This is a genomic window from Phenylobacterium sp. NIBR 498073, assembly GCF_027286305.1.
Lineage (GTDB): Bacteria > Pseudomonadota > Alphaproteobacteria > Caulobacterales > Caulobacteraceae > Phenylobacterium.
Window position 1 is genome coordinate 2,307,431 of the sequence record NZ_CP114599.1, and the last position, 14,984, is coordinate 2,322,414.

15 protein-coding genes are annotated in these 14,984 nt (G+C 68.7%); 8 read left to right on the forward strand and 7 right to left on the reverse strand.

Features of this window, described 5'->3' with window-relative positions; all coding sequences use genetic code 11:
* Positions 1 to 65: 65 nt before the first annotated feature.
* On the reverse strand, positions 66 to 1,550 hold the full coding sequence (locus tag O4N75_RS11515; protein WP_269625693.1) for a replicative DNA helicase: 1,485 nt from the start codon (positions 1,548 to 1,550) through the stop codon (positions 66 to 68).
* A 150-nt stretch (positions 1,551 to 1,700) separates the two neighbouring features.
* Complete coding sequence (locus O4N75_RS11520; RefSeq protein WP_269625694.1) at positions 1,701 to 4,106, reverse strand: TonB-dependent receptor; 2,406 nt, start codon at positions 4,104 to 4,106, stop codon at positions 1,701 to 1,703.
* A gap of 209 nt (positions 4,107 to 4,315) precedes the next feature.
* Between O4N75_RS11520 and O4N75_RS11525 the strand changes: the two genes are divergently transcribed.
* The 6 genes from O4N75_RS11525 to O4N75_RS11550 all read left to right on the forward strand — a co-directional run bounded on the left by O4N75_RS11525 (position 4,316) and on the right by O4N75_RS11550 (position 10,420).
* Positions 4,316 to 5,107, forward strand: a complete 792-nt coding sequence (locus O4N75_RS11525; RefSeq protein WP_269625695.1) for a DUF4129 domain-containing protein — start codon at positions 4,316 to 4,318, stop codon at positions 5,105 to 5,107.
* Positions 5,104 to 6,321 (forward strand): hypothetical protein, encoded by a 1,218-nt coding sequence (locus O4N75_RS11530; RefSeq protein WP_269625696.1) that lies wholly within the window; start codon positions 5,104 to 5,106, stop codon positions 6,319 to 6,321. The genes O4N75_RS11525 and O4N75_RS11530 overlap by 4 nt, the downstream gene beginning before the upstream one ends.
* On the forward strand, positions 6,308 to 7,264 hold the full coding sequence (locus O4N75_RS11535; RefSeq protein ID WP_269625697.1) for a MoxR family ATPase: 957 nt from the start codon (positions 6,308 to 6,310) through the stop codon (positions 7,262 to 7,264). Before O4N75_RS11530 ends, O4N75_RS11535 begins: the two co-directional genes overlap by 14 nt.
* 80 nt (positions 7,265 to 7,344) lie before the next feature.
* A complete protein-coding gene (locus O4N75_RS11540; RefSeq protein WP_269625698.1) occupies positions 7,345 to 8,571 on the forward strand; it encodes a DUF58 domain-containing protein in 1,227 nt (408 codons plus the stop codon).
* Entirely contained in the window at positions 8,568 to 9,563 is a 996-nt protein-coding gene (locus O4N75_RS11545) for a stage II sporulation protein M (protein WP_269625699.1), read from the forward strand. The genes O4N75_RS11540 and O4N75_RS11545 overlap by 4 nt, the downstream gene beginning before the upstream one ends.
* 5 nt (positions 9,564 to 9,568) lie before the next feature.
* Positions 9,569 to 10,420, forward strand: coding sequence for an RDD family protein (locus O4N75_RS11550; protein ID WP_269625700.1), 852 nt, complete (start codon positions 9,569 to 9,571; stop codon positions 10,418 to 10,420).
* Positions 10,421 to 10,425: 5 nt separating this feature from the next.
* Here O4N75_RS11550 and O4N75_RS11555 read toward each other — a convergent pair whose 3' ends face one another.
* The 4 genes from O4N75_RS11555 to rpsF all read right to left on the reverse strand — a co-directional run bounded on the left by O4N75_RS11555 (position 10,426) and on the right by rpsF (position 12,609).
* Complete coding sequence (locus O4N75_RS11555) at positions 10,426 to 11,217, reverse strand: glycerophosphoryl diester phosphodiesterase membrane domain-containing protein (protein WP_269625701.1); 792 nt, start codon at positions 11,215 to 11,217, stop codon at positions 10,426 to 10,428.
* Between the two features lie 141 nt (positions 11,218 to 11,358).
* Positions 11,359 to 11,943 (reverse strand): 50S ribosomal protein L9, encoded by a 585-nt coding sequence (gene rplI, locus O4N75_RS11560; RefSeq protein WP_269625702.1) that lies wholly within the window; start codon positions 11,941 to 11,943, stop codon positions 11,359 to 11,361.
* Between the two features lie 13 nt (positions 11,944 to 11,956).
* The gene (gene rpsR / locus O4N75_RS11565; protein ID WP_183769814.1) at positions 11,957 to 12,229 is read right to left on the reverse strand and encodes a 30S ribosomal protein S18; all 273 of its coding nucleotides are present in this window, start codon (positions 12,227 to 12,229) and stop codon (positions 11,957 to 11,959) included.
* Between the two features lie 17 nt (positions 12,230 to 12,246).
* On the reverse strand, positions 12,247 to 12,609 hold the full coding sequence (gene rpsF, locus O4N75_RS11570) for a 30S ribosomal protein S6 (protein ID WP_267231047.1): 363 nt from the start codon (positions 12,607 to 12,609) through the stop codon (positions 12,247 to 12,249).
* A 258-nt stretch (positions 12,610 to 12,867) separates the two neighbouring features.
* Between rpsF and O4N75_RS11575 the strand changes: the two genes are divergently transcribed.
* Positions 12,868 to 13,359: a DUF2059 domain-containing protein gene (locus tag O4N75_RS11575; RefSeq protein WP_269625703.1), complete on the forward strand. Its 492-nt coding sequence runs from the start codon at positions 12,868 to 12,870 to the stop codon at positions 13,357 to 13,359.
* A 3-nt stretch (positions 13,360 to 13,362) separates the two neighbouring features.
* Here the strand turns inward: O4N75_RS11575 and O4N75_RS11580 are convergent, their stop codons facing one another.
* Entirely contained in the window at positions 13,363 to 13,908 is a 546-nt protein-coding gene (locus tag O4N75_RS11580; RefSeq protein WP_269625704.1) for a peroxiredoxin, read from the reverse strand.
* A 224-nt stretch (positions 13,909 to 14,132) separates the two neighbouring features.
* Between O4N75_RS11580 and cpaB the strand changes: the two genes are divergently transcribed.
* The gene (cpaB, locus tag O4N75_RS11585) at positions 14,133 to 14,978 is read left to right on the forward strand and encodes a Flp pilus assembly protein CpaB (protein WP_269625705.1); all 846 of its coding nucleotides are present in this window, start codon (positions 14,133 to 14,135) and stop codon (positions 14,976 to 14,978) included.
* The last annotated feature ends 6 nt before the right edge of the window (positions 14,979 to 14,984 follow it).

The following is a 14,984-nucleotide window of genomic DNA, read 5'->3' on the forward strand; positions in this document are numbered from 1 at the left end:
GCCGAGGCCGGCGGGCGGCGCGAGGCCGGGCCTATTCCGATTGGTGAGAGGGGCTTGCGTCCCAGTTAGTCGTCGGACGTGTAGAAGTGGCTGTGCGCCAGGTTGCCGAACTTGGTGATGTCCTCGTTGAAGGACAGCTTGACCGTTCCGATGGGACCGTGACGCTGCTTGGCGATGATCACGTCGGCAGTGCCGCGGACCTTGTCCATCTCTTCCTGCCAGGTCAGGTGCTCGGGCGTGCCTTCACGCGGCTCCGAGCGGCCGAGGTAGTAGCTCTCGCGATAGATGAACATGACCATGTCGGCGTCCTGTTCGATCGAGCCCGATTCCCGCAGGTCGGAGAGCTGGGGCCGCTTGTCCTCGCGGTTTTCCACCTGACGCGAGAGCTGCGAGAGCGCGATGACCGGCACCGCCAGTTCCTTGGCCAAGGCCTTCATCGATTGGGTGATCATCGAGACTTCCTGCACCCGGTTGTCGCTCTTGCCGTCGCCGCCGGTGACCAGCTGGAGGTAGTCGATGACGATCAGGTCGAGGCCGTGGGTCCGCTTCAGGCGGCGCGCGCGCGCCGCTAGCTTGGCGATGGTGATGCCGCCGGTGGCGTCGATGAACAGCGGCGCGTCCTGGATTTCGAGCGCCGCGTCGCGGATGCGTCCGAACTCCAGGGCGTCGATCTCGCCCTTACGCAGCTTGTCGCCGGAAACCCCGGAGACTTCGGCCAGCAGACGCATGGCCAGCTGGTCGGCGGACATTTCGAGCGAGAAGAACGCCACCACGCCGCCGGCGACGGTCTTCTTGGTGCCGTCCGGCTGCGGTTCCCAGGCGTAGTTGCGGGCCACGTCGAAGGCGACGTTACAGGCCAGCGAGGTCTTACCCATCGACGGGCGGGCGGCGAGGATCAGCAGGTCGGAGGGGTGCAGGCCGCCGATCTTGCGGTCGAGATCCAGCAGGCCGGTCGAGATGCCGGCCAGGCCGCCGTCGCGGGCGTGCGCCTCGGCGGCCAGGGTGACGGCGCCGTGCACGGCTTCGGAGAACGGGACGAAGCCCTGATTGTTGCCGCCGGATTCGGCCAGGGTGAACAGCTGGGCCTCCGCCGCCTCGATCTGGTCGCGGGCCGAGCGGTCGGCGTCGCCCTGCTGGGCGGTCAGGGCGATCTCGCCGCCGATGCGGATCAGGTCGCGGCGCAGGGCCAGGTCATAGACGGCGCGCGAATAGTCCGGGGCGTTGGCGGCGGGCGGGGCCCGGTCGACGAGGTCGGCGAGGTAGCGAATGCCGCCAAGCTCCTCGAAGGCCGGGTCGCGGTTGAACTGCTCGGCGAGCAGGATCGGCTCGGCCAGCTGGCCCTTGCGGACGGCCGACTCGATCGCCGTGAACAGCCGCTGATGGAAGGGCTCGTAGAAGTGCCGGGCCTGAAGGAAGTCCCCGAGCCGTTCGAAGGCGGCGTTGTCGTACAGCAGCACGCCGAGCAGGGCCTGTTCGGCCTCGATGTTCGCCGGCGCATGCGGGATGGCGGCGTCGTTATGGGCGGGGCGAAGGTCGAGGGCGGTAGACATCGCTTTACAGATACCTAACCCGGCGGGGGGCGGTCTGCGCCGATGTCGGCGGAACCCACAGGAGAAATGTCGCCCCTGTGGATAGCTCAACGACAGCGGCGCGGACCTGGATAGGCCCGCGCCGCGTCAGTTCCGGACGTAGGGCTCAGCCTACCACTTGTAGGCCAGGCGGCCGTAGACGAAGCGGCCGTTGAAGCCGAACGGCGAGAACGACGAGAACGGCGAAGCCGAGGTCGTGTTCTGGTTCGGCGTGATCTGACGCGGATAGACGTCGAAGACGTTGTCCGCGCCGACCGAGGCGGTCAGGCCGATCGGGAAGGTGTAGCGGGCCTCCAGGTCGACCAGGCCGCGCGTGCCGGTCCGGTTGTCCGAGCTGCCGTCCGCGGCCGAGCCCGGCGAGAGGACGTCGCCGTAGATCGTGGTGCGCACGGTGGCGCCCCAGGCCTCACGATTCCAGTCGCCCTGCAGGGCCAGCTTGTGCTTGGGCGTGCCGTCTTCGAAGCGCAGCGTCGCCTGGCGGGCGAACAGCGAGGTCGGAGTCGGCAGGATCGAGGTTTTGGTCACCGGAGTCTTGGTGACGTCGACGTCGTTGTAGTTGGCCGCGGCCGTCAGGTCGAAGGTTCCGGCCTGTTCATCGACGATGCGGTAGCGGGCCACCACGTCGACGCCGACGGTCTCGGTGTCGACGCCGTTGATGAAGAAGCGGGCCGCCGTCGCGCCGAGCGGCGAGAGCAGGTCGTAGATCACTCGGGCGTTGGTGCCCGGGGCCGCAGCTGGGTTGCCGGTAAGGGTTTCCGACAGGACGATGCGGTCCTTCACGTCGATCTTATAGCCGTCGACGGTGAGTTCGAACGCGCCGCGGCGGAAGACGAAGCCTAGCGCGTAGTTGTCGGAGGTCTCGGCCTTCAGCGGCTCGGCCCCCAGAGCCCGGGCGACCGGGCTGGTGGCCGGATAGGTGCCGGTCTCGTACGGAATGTTGTCGATGTAGAGGATCGACGTCGAGGTGAAGTACTGCTGCTGCAGGGCCGGGGCGCGGAAGCCGCTGGAGATCGCGCCGCGGATGGCGAACTCCGGCGAGACCTCGTAGCGGGCGGCGAGCTTGCCGGTCGTGGTGTCGCCGAAGTCGGAATAGTCCTCGTAGCGGACAGCGGCCGACAGGGTCAGCTGCTCGGTGAGCTTGCCTTCCAGGTCGACATAGACGCCGATGTTGTCGCGATCGACGTCCACTTCGTTGGACGGGGTGAAGCCGGTGAAGCCGCGCGAACCGAAGCTGACCCCCAGGACCGGACCGCGGGCGTAGGAAGCGACCTCGCCCTGGTTGATCTTGTAGGTCTCCTGGCGGGCCTCGAGGCCGAAGGCGACGTTCAGCGGGCCGGCCAGGCCGATGTCGAACTCGCGGCTGAAGTCGGCGCCGAAGACCAGCTGGTCATAGGTCAGGCCGCCGGCCTGGAACGAGGTCGGCGAGGTCGGGCCATAGGACGGGTTGATCGTGTTCTGGACGCCGAAGTCGATGTCGTTCTTGCCGTAGACGATGTTGAAGTCGGCGTTGAACCCGGCGATCTGGCCGCGAACGCCCAGGCCCGCGCTGTTGTCCTCGGTGTCGGTCGTCAGATACGGCAGGTAGCCGTTCGGATAGACCGAAGGGATGTTCTGCGCAGCGTCGGTCGGCAGGCGGTAGGTCGCGGCGCTGGAGGCGTCGCGGTGCTGGTAGCCGTACCAGCCGTAGAGGTCCCAGGTGTCGTTCAGCGACTTGCCGGCGTTGGCGTAGAACGAGATGTCGTCGACGTCGGCGTCGCCGAACCGCGAGGTGATGCGGTTGGGGGTGACGCGCTTGTCGATGTCGCTGCGGTTGGTGTTCTCGCGCGAGCGATACTCCGCCGACAGGGTCAGGAAGCCGTCGCCCAGGAAGCTCAGGCCCTGCCAGCCCGACACCGTGGTGGTGGCGCCGTCGCTGATGTCGTCGTTGCGGCCGTAGTAGCCGTCGAAGCTGGTGAGGTAGGAGCCGTAGGTGACGCTCAGGCCGCCGCCGCTGGCGGCTTCGCGCAGGCGCATGTTGATGACGCCGGCGATGGCGTCCGAGCCGTACTGGGCCGAGGCGCCGTCACGCAGGACTTCGATGCGGTCGATGGCCGTGGACGGGATGGCGTTGAGATCGACGGCGGCCGAGCCGCGGCCGACCGATCCGTTGGTGTTGACGAGCGCGGTGGCGTGACGGCGCGTGCCGTTGACCAGCACCAGCGTCTGATCCGGGCCCTGGCCGCGCAGGGTGGCCGGGCGGATGGCGTCGGTGCCGTCGGTGTTCGAGGGGCGCGGGAAGGTGATGGAAGGCACGGAGGTGGCGAGCGCTGTCGCCAGCTCGGTCGTGCCGCGCTGCTGCAGCGCATCGGCGCTGATGACATCCACAGGAGCAAGGGTTTCGAGGCGCGAGCGGCCTTCGGTGCGGGTGCCGGTGACGACCAGCTCTTCGACCTCGCCAGCCCCAGATTGGGCGTAAGCTACGCCAGAAAACAGACTCGCGGCCGAGGTGGCCGCAAGCAGCAGTACGCGATACGTCATTGATATCCCCAACTTATTATTCCCGCCGTTTTGGCGGACGGATCATGGCCCTACGGAAATAGTAGGAATTGGGGGGCGCTATGGAAATGACATAATTGCCACGCTTGCCGCCGAAACCATGCCGGCGGCCCGGCCAGGACCGCCGACGCGCTGGGTTTGTTCAGCCGCGGTAGCTCATTCAGAGCCCGGCCAGGACGGCGGCGCCGACGATGGCGGCCAGCAACCCGGACGTTGCTCAGGACGCGTATGTGAGCCGTCCCGGCGGCGATGTTTCAGCGGAAGAGTTGTCGGGCGCTTTCAGGTCGACGGCGCCGGTTCCTGCCCATACATATCGATTGTCGGGTTGTTCCGGGGTGGTGATGCAACGAGACGTGGAAGCAAGCGCCCCCGCGGGAAAGGCGGGCGACGCCATTGCGAAGGCCCACGCCGAGCTTTTGCGCGACCGCGGCTTCCAGTTCGATCGCGCTGATTTTCAGCCGCCGAAGACCCCTGAATGGTTGAAATGGATCGGTGAGGCGTTCCAGGCGATCGCACCGCTGCTGAAATACGTGTTCTGGATCGGCGTGGCGTTGATCGCCGCCCTGGTGTTGTACGCCCTGGTGCGTGAAGTCCTGAGGCTGCGGATGCCGACGGCCAGGCCCAAGACGGCGCAGGCCGAGGTCGTTCCCGAATGGCGGCCGGATGCGGCGGCGGCGCGCGATCTGCTGGCCGCGGCCGACCTGTTGGCGGCTGAGGGCCGGTATGCGGAAGCCGCGCACCTGATCCTGCTGCGCAGCGTCGAGGATATCGAGCGTCGGCGGCCCAGGTCCGTGCGTCCGGCGCTGACCACCCGGGAGATCGCCGGTCTGAGCGCCTTGCCGTCGGCGGCGCGGCCTGCATTCGCCAAGATCGGCGCGGTGGTCGAACGCAGCCTGTTCGGAGGCGCGCCGGTCGTGGCCGCCGACTATGCGGCATGCCGCAGCGACTATGAGGCCTTCGCCCTGCCGGCGGGGTGGGCATGACGGGCGATCACAGCCGGGCGTTCTCGCCGATGGTGATGCTGGTGCTGGTCCTGGTCGGCTGCGTGTCGCTGGCCGGGCTGGGCCTGCTGGCGGCCTATGAGCCGGAGCTGCGTTCGGGCGACAACGGGCAGGGGCACGCGCTGTCGCGCTCGGCCGTCGGCTTCGCGGCGGTGGCGCGGCTGCTGGAGAGATCGGGAACGCCGGTCGTGATGCGGCGCGGAGCGCTGTCGGCGACCGCGGCCGATGGCCTGCTCGTGCTGACCCCGGCCATGGGCGCGCGCGCCGAGCTGCTCAGCGACATCGAGCACAACGGTCCGGTTCTGGTGGTGCTGCCCAAGTGGGTGACGATCCCGCATCCTGTGCGGCGCGGCTGGGTCCGCGCGGCCGGCAAGGTTCCGCGCGAGGCCGCGCTGGAGGTCTTGCCAGCCGCCTGGCGCGAGGGCCTGACCCTGGAGCAGCGCGCCGGGACCGCCGCGGTGCGCCTGTCGCGGCCCGATGGGCGACCGGTCGGCGTGCAGCCGGCCATCGAGGACCTGCGCACATTGTCAGGGCGGGGGTGGATCCCGGTCGTGGTGGACGAGGCCGGACGCGGGGTCCTGGTCATGAACTCGAAGACCGGGGTCTATGTCCTGGCCGATCCAGATTTTCTCGACACGGCGGGAATGAAGAGCCTGGCCGGGGCGCGGGCGGCGATCGAGATGCTGTCGGTGATCCGCGCCGAGGGCGCGCCAGTCGTCTTCGACCTGACGCTGCACGGCTTCGAGCGCTCGCTCAATCCGCTGCGCCTGATGCTCGAGCCGCCGCTGCTGGGGGCGACGCTTTGCCTGCTCGCCGCCCTGATCCTGGTCGGCGTGCAGGCGGCGGTGCGCTTCGGGCCGGCGCAAGGCCAGGTCCGCGCCGTGGCGCTCGGCAAGCGCGCGCTGGCCGACAACACTGCGGGCCTCGTGCGGATGGCGCGGCGCGAGCACCGGATGGCGATGCCCTATGCGGAGATGACGCGGGCGGACGCCGCACGGGCCGTGGGCGCCCCACGGGGCCTGGAAGGCGCTGAACTTGACGAGGTGCTGAACCGCCTGGGCGCGACCCGGGGCGCATCGCACCGGATTTCGGATCTGATCGAGCGCGCCCGGGCGGCGCGGACCAAGGGCGACCTGATGCAGGTCGCCCGCGATCTCTATCGTTGGAAGCAGGAGATGATGCGTGAACGTCGCTGAGGTGAGGGCGCTGGCCGACGACATCCGCCGCGAGATCGGCAAGGCGGTCATCGGCCAGGAGACGGCGGTGGACCTGCTGCTGACCGCGCTGTTCGCGGGCGGCCACGTGCTGCTGGAGGGCCCGCCGGGGACGGCGAAGACCCTGCTGGCCCAGACCTTCGCCGCCAGCCTGGGCCTGGATTACAGCCGTATCCAGTTCACGCCGGACCTGATGCCGGGCGACATCATCGGCGCCAACCTGTTCAACTTCCAGACCAGCACCTTCACCCTGACCCGCGGGCCGGTGTTTTGCGAGCTGCTGCTGGCCGACGAGATCAACCGCACGCCGCCAAAGACCCAGGCCGCCTTGCTGGAGGCGATGCAGGAGCGGCGCATCACCATCGACGGCCAGTCGCATGAGCTGAGCCCGCGGTTCACGGTCGTGGCCACCCAGAACCCCATCGAACAGCAGGGCACCTATCCGCTGCCCGAGGCGCAGCTGGACCGGTTCCTGTTCAAGCACGTGCTGGACTATCCAGAGCGCGCGGACGAACTGGCGATCGTGACCGGGCATGGATCGCGGGCCGGCTTGCCGAGCCCGGCTGAGTTGGGCGTGCGCACGTTGCTGGACCGGGCCGCGGTGGAGGCGGCGGTCGCCGCGGTCGCCCAGGTGCGGCTCACCGACGAGGTGGCGGCCTATGTCGTCGACCTGATCCGGGCGACCCGTGAATCCGCCGACGTCGAGACGGGGGCCTCGCCGCGGGCCGGCGCCATGCTGGCGCTGGCCGCCCGCGCGCACGCCGCGCTGGATGGGCGCGACTACGTGATCCCCGACGACGTGAAAACGCTGGCGGCGCCGGCCCTGCGCCACCGGGTTATCCTGTCGCCCGCCGCCGAGATCGAGGGCCGGCGCGTCGATCAGGTGCTGGCCCTGCTGGTCGATCAGGTGGCGGCGCCGCGGTGATCTATCCGACGCGACGCGCTGGCCTGGCCGTCGCGGCCGGAGCGCCCCTCGCGCTGATTGCGGGGAGCGCTGTCGAGCAGTTGTGGGTCGTTGGTCCGGTCTGGGCGGCAGCGCTGCTGTTGCTGATGGCCCTCGACGCGATGCTGGCGGCGGCGCGCGACGGCCTGACGCTCGATCCGGTCGGCCCCTTGAGCGCGGCCGTGGCGCGTCCGGGGGCGGTGCGGTTCGTCGCGCGGTTCGGCGGCGCCGCGCCGCGGTCGCTGGAGGCGGCCCTGGGGGCGGAGGAGCGCCTGGGCCTGGCGCGGCGTCTCGTAAGCGCCGAGGTTCGTGACGGCGCGGCCGCGATCGTCATGGACTTCACGCCGCAACGGCGCGGCCTGGCGAGCCTCGATACGCTCTGGATCCGCTGGCGCGGACCGCTGGGTCTGGTCTGGAAGCAGAAGACCTTCGCCCTCGACTACAATCTGGCGATCGCCACCGACCTTCAATGGGTGCGCGACGAGGCGGTGCGGCTGTTCGCCCGCAACGCCCTGTTGGGGACGAAGGCGCAGATCGACCTGGGGGAGGGATCGGAATTCCACGCCCTGCGCGACTTCCAGCCGGGCATGGACCGGCGGGCCGTCGACTGGAAGCAGTCGGCCCGCCACGCGGCGTTGCTGGCCAAGGAGTTCCGCACCGAGCGCAACCACAACATCGTCATCGCGATGGATTGCGGGCGGGCGATGAGCGAGCCGGTCGACGGCGCGCCGCGGATCGACCGGGCGATCAATGGGGCGCTGCTGCTGGCCCACGCCTGCCTGCGCTCGGGCGACCGGGCAGGGCTGTTCGCGTTCGACGCGGCCCCGCGCCTGTCGACGGGGGCATTGGGCGGGCCGAGCGCCTTCAGCGTGCTGCAGCAGATGGCCGGGCGCATCGACTACTCCACCGAGGAGACCAACTACACCCTGGGGCTTTCGGTCCTGGCCGGCGAGCTGCGGCGGCGCTCGCTGATCGTGGTGTTCACCGACTTCACCGACCAGACGGCCGCGCAACTGATGATCGAGTCGGTCGGCCGGCTGGTCGGCCGGCACCTGATCATGTTCGTCGTCCTGCAGGACAGGGAACTGGAAGACATGATCGTCGCCGAGCCGCGGGAGCCGGAGGACGTCGCGCGCGCGGTGTTCGCCGGCAGCCTGCGGCGCGAGCGGGAACTGGTGATATCGCGCCTGCGCCGCCTGGGCGTGCACATCGTCGAAACCCCGGCCGAGGCGATTGGACCCTCGGTGATCAACGCCTATCTGGATCTAAAGCGGAGGGACCTGCTGTGAGCGCCGCCCTCAAGAGCCAACGCTTCCGGGAGGAGCGGGAGGCCGACTGGAAGCGTCTTGAGGGGCTGATGGATCGCGCCGAGAAGCGGTCGGTCTCCAGCCTGTCGGACGAGGAGATCCTGGCGATCCCGGTGCTGTACCGCTCGACGCTTTCGGCGCTCAGCGTGGCGCGCGAGACCTCGCTGGACCGCGGCCTGATCGACTATCTCGAGGTGCTGTCGGCGCGGGCCTATTTCTTCGTCTACGGATCGCGCTCGACCCTGCCCGAACGGCTGGGCGGGTTCTTCCGCAAGGACTGGCCGGCGGCGGTGCGCAGCGTCTGGCGCGAGACGGTCGTGGCCGCGCTGCTGACGGTGCTGGGCGCGGTCGCCGCGGCGCTGCTGATCGCGCACGACGCGCAGTGGTACCATGTGTTCGTGCCGCAGGCCCTGGCCGGCGGGCGCGACCCGGCGGCGGCGACCGAGGTCCTGCGCGAGATGCTCTATGACGGCGGCGGCTCGGGCGACGGCCTGTCGGTGTTCGCCACCTTCCTGTTCACTCACAACGCCCAGGTCGCGCTGCTGGCCTTCGCGCTCGGCTTCGCGTTCTGCATCCCCAGCCTGATGCTGCTGATCTACAACGGCGCGACCCTGGGCGCGTTCCTGTCGCTCTATTTCAGCCGCGGTCTGGGCTTCGAGCTTGGCGGCTGGCTGCTGATCCACGGCGTGACCGAGCTGTTCGCGGTCATGCTCGCCGGGGCGGCCGGGATCCGGGTCGGCTGGTCGCTGGCGTTTCCGGGGGCGCTGTCGCGGCTCGACTCCCTGGCGGCGGCGGGACGGACCGCCGGCGCAGTGATGGGCGGGGTGGTGGTGATGCTGTTCTTCGCCGGCCTGCTGGAAGGGTTCGGGCGGCAGCTGATCACCCACGACCTGATCCGCTACGGGGTCGCCGCGGCCACCGCGGTGCTGTGGGGCGCATACTTCTATGGGCCGCGCCGCGAGGTCGCCCGGTGAGCGTCGTGGACAAGAACACGCGGGCGTTCGTGACGCCCGAGGGCGTCGATCTGCGGCTGCAGATCGGCGACGGGGGGCAGCGGGCGGCGGCCTTCTTCATCGACACCGTGGTCATCATGGCGGCGCTAGTCGCGCTGACCCTGCTGGCGGTCGCGACCGGGATCACCAGCGGCGGGCAGACCGGGATGGAGATCGCAGCCATCATCTGGCTGCTGGTCGCCTTCCTGCTGCGCAATTTCTACTTCACGGCCTTTGAGCTGAGCGCGGCCGCCGCGACGCCGGGCAAGCGGCTGCTGGGCCTGCGGGTCGCGGCGCGCGACGGCGGGCGGCTGCGCGCCGAGGCGGTGCTGGTCCGCAACGCCATGCGCGAGCTGGAAGTGTTCATGCCGCTGTCAGTGATCATGGTGCGCGTCCAGGAGGGCGGCGGCCAAGCGTGGATGTTCCTGGCGGCCCTGGCGTGGGTCGGGATCTTCGCGCTGTTCCCGCTGTTCAACCGCGACCGGCTGCGGATCGGCGATCTGGTCGGCGGCACCTGGGTCGTGCGCACGCCGCGCCAGCGCCTGGCCAGGGACATGGCGGTCGAGGGTTCGGAGCGGCTGATCCGCTACTCCTTCACGTCGCCGCAACTCGACGCCTATGGCGAGAAGGAGCTGCACGTCCTGGAGGAAGTGATCCGGCGGCGCGACCGGCGCACGGTGCGGGCCGTGGCCGAGCGGATCAGCGCCAAGATCGAGTGGACCGCCTCACCGGACCAGGACGACTACGACTTCCTAAGCGCCTATTACGCCGCGCTGCGGGGCCGGCTGGAAGGGCGGATGCTGATGGGACGGCGGCGGCGCGACAAGCACGCCGTCTGACGGGCTCAGTCGAACACCGCCGCCAGCTGGGCGGAGCCGACGCCTTCCTTGATCATTCGCAGTTCGTAGTAGATCGCTGAAATGCCCGCCGAGGTGACGACGCCTGAAACGGCGCCGAGGAGCGCATTGGCTATCGTGGAGGTGATCGACATCCCGTTGAAATCGCCGGCGATCATGGCCAGGGCGACGAGAATCCCGCCGAACACGGCCGAGACGACGAAGTAGGCGACGAAATAGACCACCGACAGTCCGAAGATCGGCCACCGATGTCCGCGGGTGAGGTTGCGGCTGCGGCCCAGGGCGCCGAACACTCCAGGACGTTCCATCACGTAGACGGGCGTGGCGACGATCCACATCACCGCCAGGATGATGCCGGGCACGAAGAGCAACAACATCCCAAGGCCGATGCCGAAGCTCATCACGATGGCCAAGCCGATGATCGGCAGGATGACGCCATAGGACCGGCTGAGCTCTCTGAAGGCCGACGGCTTGTCGCCGTTGAGGGTCGCGACGGCCACGCGAATGGTTGCGGCTTGCAGCAGGACCGAGCCGATCATGAGCGTGAAGACGCCCAGACCGAACAGCGGCGCACCTACGCCCAGGTTCGGGGCGTCGCCGGTTCCGTCGAGCGCGCCGCCCAGCGCAGCTTGGCCCCATCCCATCAGCGCCGCGGGCAGGCCGGCGAGGAGGAGCGCGATGATCGATAGTTCTCGCAGATTGGCCCCGACCACGCGGAAGGTGTTCGAAACCACCCGTCCGAAGTCGAAGTTCGCGCTGGTCGCCTGCACCGCGGTCATGTCGCGCCCCCTTGTCGTGGCCGACCAGAACATCATGGGTCGTGGCGGCTTGGAACTGCAATCTTGAGTGCAGCGCGAAAAGAAAACGGCGCGGATCCGGAGATCCGCGCCGTCTCTGAAGTCTTGGGACTGCGTCCGGCGTTATTGGTCGCCGTAGTCGCCTTCCTGTTGACCAGCGCCGCCTTCCAGCATGTCCTGGGCGGCTTGCTCATCGGCCGCGCGATCTTCCTCGAACTGCGAGGCGATCACGTTTTCACCGCGGGCTTGGCGCTCGGCCTCGTCCTGGCTGCGGGCGATGTTGATGTTGACGTTGACCGTCACTTCCGCGTGCAGGCGAACCTTCACGGGATGGACGCCCAGGGTCTTGATCGGCTTGTCGAGAACGACCATCGAGCGATCGACCTTGCCGCCTTCGGCGTTGACCATGTCGGCCACGTCGCGACCCGTCACCGAACCGTAGAGCTGGCCGGTTTCGCCAGCCTGACGGATCAGGATGTACGAGGTGCCGTCCAGGGCTTCGCCAGCCTTGCCGGCGGCGTCCTTGGTCTTCTGGTTGCGGGCTTCGATTTCGGCGCGCTGGGCGTCGAAGATCTTCAGATTGGCGGCGGTCGCACGCAGGGCCTTCTGACGGGGCAGGAGGTAGTTGCGGGCGAAGCCGTCCTTGACGGTGACCACGTCGCCGAGGCCGCCACGGCCTTCGACGCGTTCGAGCAGAACAACTTTCATGTGTCGGTCCCCCTTACTTCACGACGTAGGGCAGGAGGGCGAGGAAGCGAGCACGCTTGATGGCGCGAGCCAGTTCGCGTTGCTTCTTGGCCGACACCGCGGTGATGCGCGACGGCACGATCTTGCCGCGCTCGGAAACGTAGCGCTGCAGCAGCTTGACGTCCTTGTAGTCGATCTTCGGGGCGTTGGCGCCGGAGAACGGGCACACCTTGCGGCGGCGGAAGAACGGGCGGCGGGCGCCGCCAGCGGCGGGGGCCGACGGAGCGGCGGAGGTTTCGTCAGTCATGGTGATCCCTCCCTTTCTTAGCTTTGGAATTCTTCACGGCGCGGTTCGCGTTCGCGATCGCGGCGAGCCAGAACCGGGGAGAGCTCGAGGTCCAGTTCCTCGACGCGAACGGTCAGCGTGCGCAGCACGTCTTCGTTCAGCGAGAGCTGGCGCTCCATCTCCTTCACCGCCGCCGGGGGGGCGTCGATGGCGAGCAGGGAGTAGTGGCCCTTGCGGTTCTTCTTGATGCGGTAGGTCAGGTTGCGCAGACCCCAGTACTCGATCTTCGCGACGGAACCGCCGCCTTCTTCGATCAGAGCCTTGATTTGGTCGTTGAGGGCTTCAGCCTGTTGCGGCGAGATATCCTGCCGCGAGATAACAACGTGCTCGTAGAGCGCCATGGTTCCTTTTCCCGTTTGGAAGGCGGCGCTGGCGGCGTCGGGTTGAGCGCCGAAAACGATGGCTCTTGAGGCGCGGCGACCGGGAGTTTCCCGATCCTTTCGCGTTCCGGCCCAAGACCGCCTTCCGTGAAGAGGCGGGCTAGTACGGGAAAAGCGGTTGCAGGGCAAGGCTTTTCCATGTGTTGCCAGGTCGGGCGCCGCGGTGCAGCTTCGGGCCTCTTGCAATCGAGGGTTGGGCGCATGTGGGCGCGGGGCGGAATGAGCTTGGCCGCGGGACTGGCGGCGCTGCTTCTGGCGAGTACGGCGAGCGCCCAGCCAGCGCCCACGGCACATCAGCTGGATCTGGCGCGGCGCTACGTCAAGGCGATGAAACTTGAGGTGTCGATGGGCGCCGTGATGGACCAGCTGGCGCCGACCATGATGCAGGGAAGCCTGGACAGCCTGCCGCCAGAGAAGCGCGAGGCGGTCATGGGCGTGATGCGTGAGGTGTCGCAGAACATGGTGACCAGGTTGGGCGCGGAGATGGCGCCGATCCTGGCCGAGGTGTTCACCGAAAAGGAGCTCGAGGACGTCGTGGCGTTCTACGAGGGGCCCAGCGGCAAGGCGATGATCGAAAAGACCCCGCAGCTCGGCGCCAAGATGGCGCCGCTGATGAAGAATCTCATGCCGCAGATGCAATCCGAAATGATCGCGGGCATGTGCGAGGTCTTCGATTGCGACCAGAAGGTTCCGAGCGCGACGCCTTCGTAGCCATTACTTCGGATGTTTGGCCCGCCAGGCCTTCACCGCCGTGAGCGTCTCGGTGACGTGGTCGTTCGCCTTCAGGTCCGAATAGGCATGGATCACCTCGCCGGAGGGCGAGATCACATAGGACGTGCGGTTCGACCAGCCCGGCTTGACGGCCAGGGTGGCGTCGTAGGTGGCGGCGATCTTGGCGCTCGGGTCGGCGGCGACCGGGAACTTGCCTGAGCACTTCTCGGTGTCGGCCGAGAATGAGGCGAGCTTGTCGAGGTTGCCGGCGGTGACGCCGATGACGGTCGCGCCCTGGGCCTTGAACTGGTCGATCGACTCCGCGAACAGGCGCGCCTCGAGGTTGCAGCCGGCGGTTTCGGCGGCTGGGAAGAAGTACAGCACGACCGGGCCGCTCTTGCGGGCCTGGGCCATCGAAAAGGTTATCGGCTTGCCGGCCTGGTAACCCTGGGCGGTGAAGTCCGGGGCCTTGGCGCCCTCTTTTAGCGCGGCGAACGCGGGGGTGGCGGCGAGCGCCGCGACGGCGGCGGCGAGAGCGATACGGCGCATGTGGAATCCTCCGGAATCCCTTGCACTATAGGCGCCTGCCGACAGCTTGTCTGCGCGCGCCGAATGTCCGCCGAAACACGGACCGCGGCCCAGCCGAATCTTGATCTTAGTTGACGCTGCGTTGACCTTCTTTGTTACGGTTATCGCAACAGCGGCCCCCCTTAACTCATTGATGTTGCGTAGCATCCAGGGGTGGGGCGATGCGAGTTGGGACGATGGTGAGCTTGGGCGCCTCCGCCGCGCTTGGGCTGGGTGCGTTGTTCGTGGCCAAGGTTGCGTTGCCGGCGCACGGCGATGTCGCCGCCGCGGCGACGCCCGCGCCGGTCGTGAGCGGCGTGCCGGTCGTGGTCGCCGCCAAGGACATCAAGTACGGCGAGCGCCTCGACGCCAGCCACCTCAAGCTCGTCCAGATCCCGCGCGATGCGGCGCCGGCCGGCGCGTTCACGACCGTCGATCAGGTGTTGGCCCAGGACCACGGCGGCGCGCCGGTCGCGCTGTCGACGATCCTGGCGCGCGAGGCGCTGTTGCCGGCCAGGCTGAGCGGGCCCGGCGCCCGCCCGTCGGTCGCCGCTGAGATCGGCGCCGGCATGCGCGCCTACACGATCGGAGTGTCGGACATTTCCGGCGTCGGCGGCCACGCGCTGCCAGGCGATCGCGTCGATGTGGTGCTGATGCGCAACCTGTCGGACGACGACAGCCGCAAGATGCTGCAGGCCGAGGTGGTCATTCAGAACGTTCGGGTGCTTGGGGTCGACCTCAATGCCGATCCGACGTCCAACAAGCCCGAGGCGCCGAGCACCGCGACCCTCGAGGTCAGCGTGCGCGATGCTCAGAAGCTGGCCGTGGCGGCCAATCTCGGCTCGCTGTCGCTGGCGCTGCGGGCGCTGGGCCAGGCGGAGGTCGAGCCGGCCGCGCCGGTCGGCGCCCGGGAAGTGGTCGGCGGCGCCCCGCGCGTGGCGCAGACCGCCGCCGCTCGCCCCTGGCGCGCGCCGACGCCGAGCAGCGGCGCAGGCCGCTCGGTGATCACCATTGTCGAGGGGGAGGGCGGGGCCGGGCGCCCCGGCGCGTAACCTCAT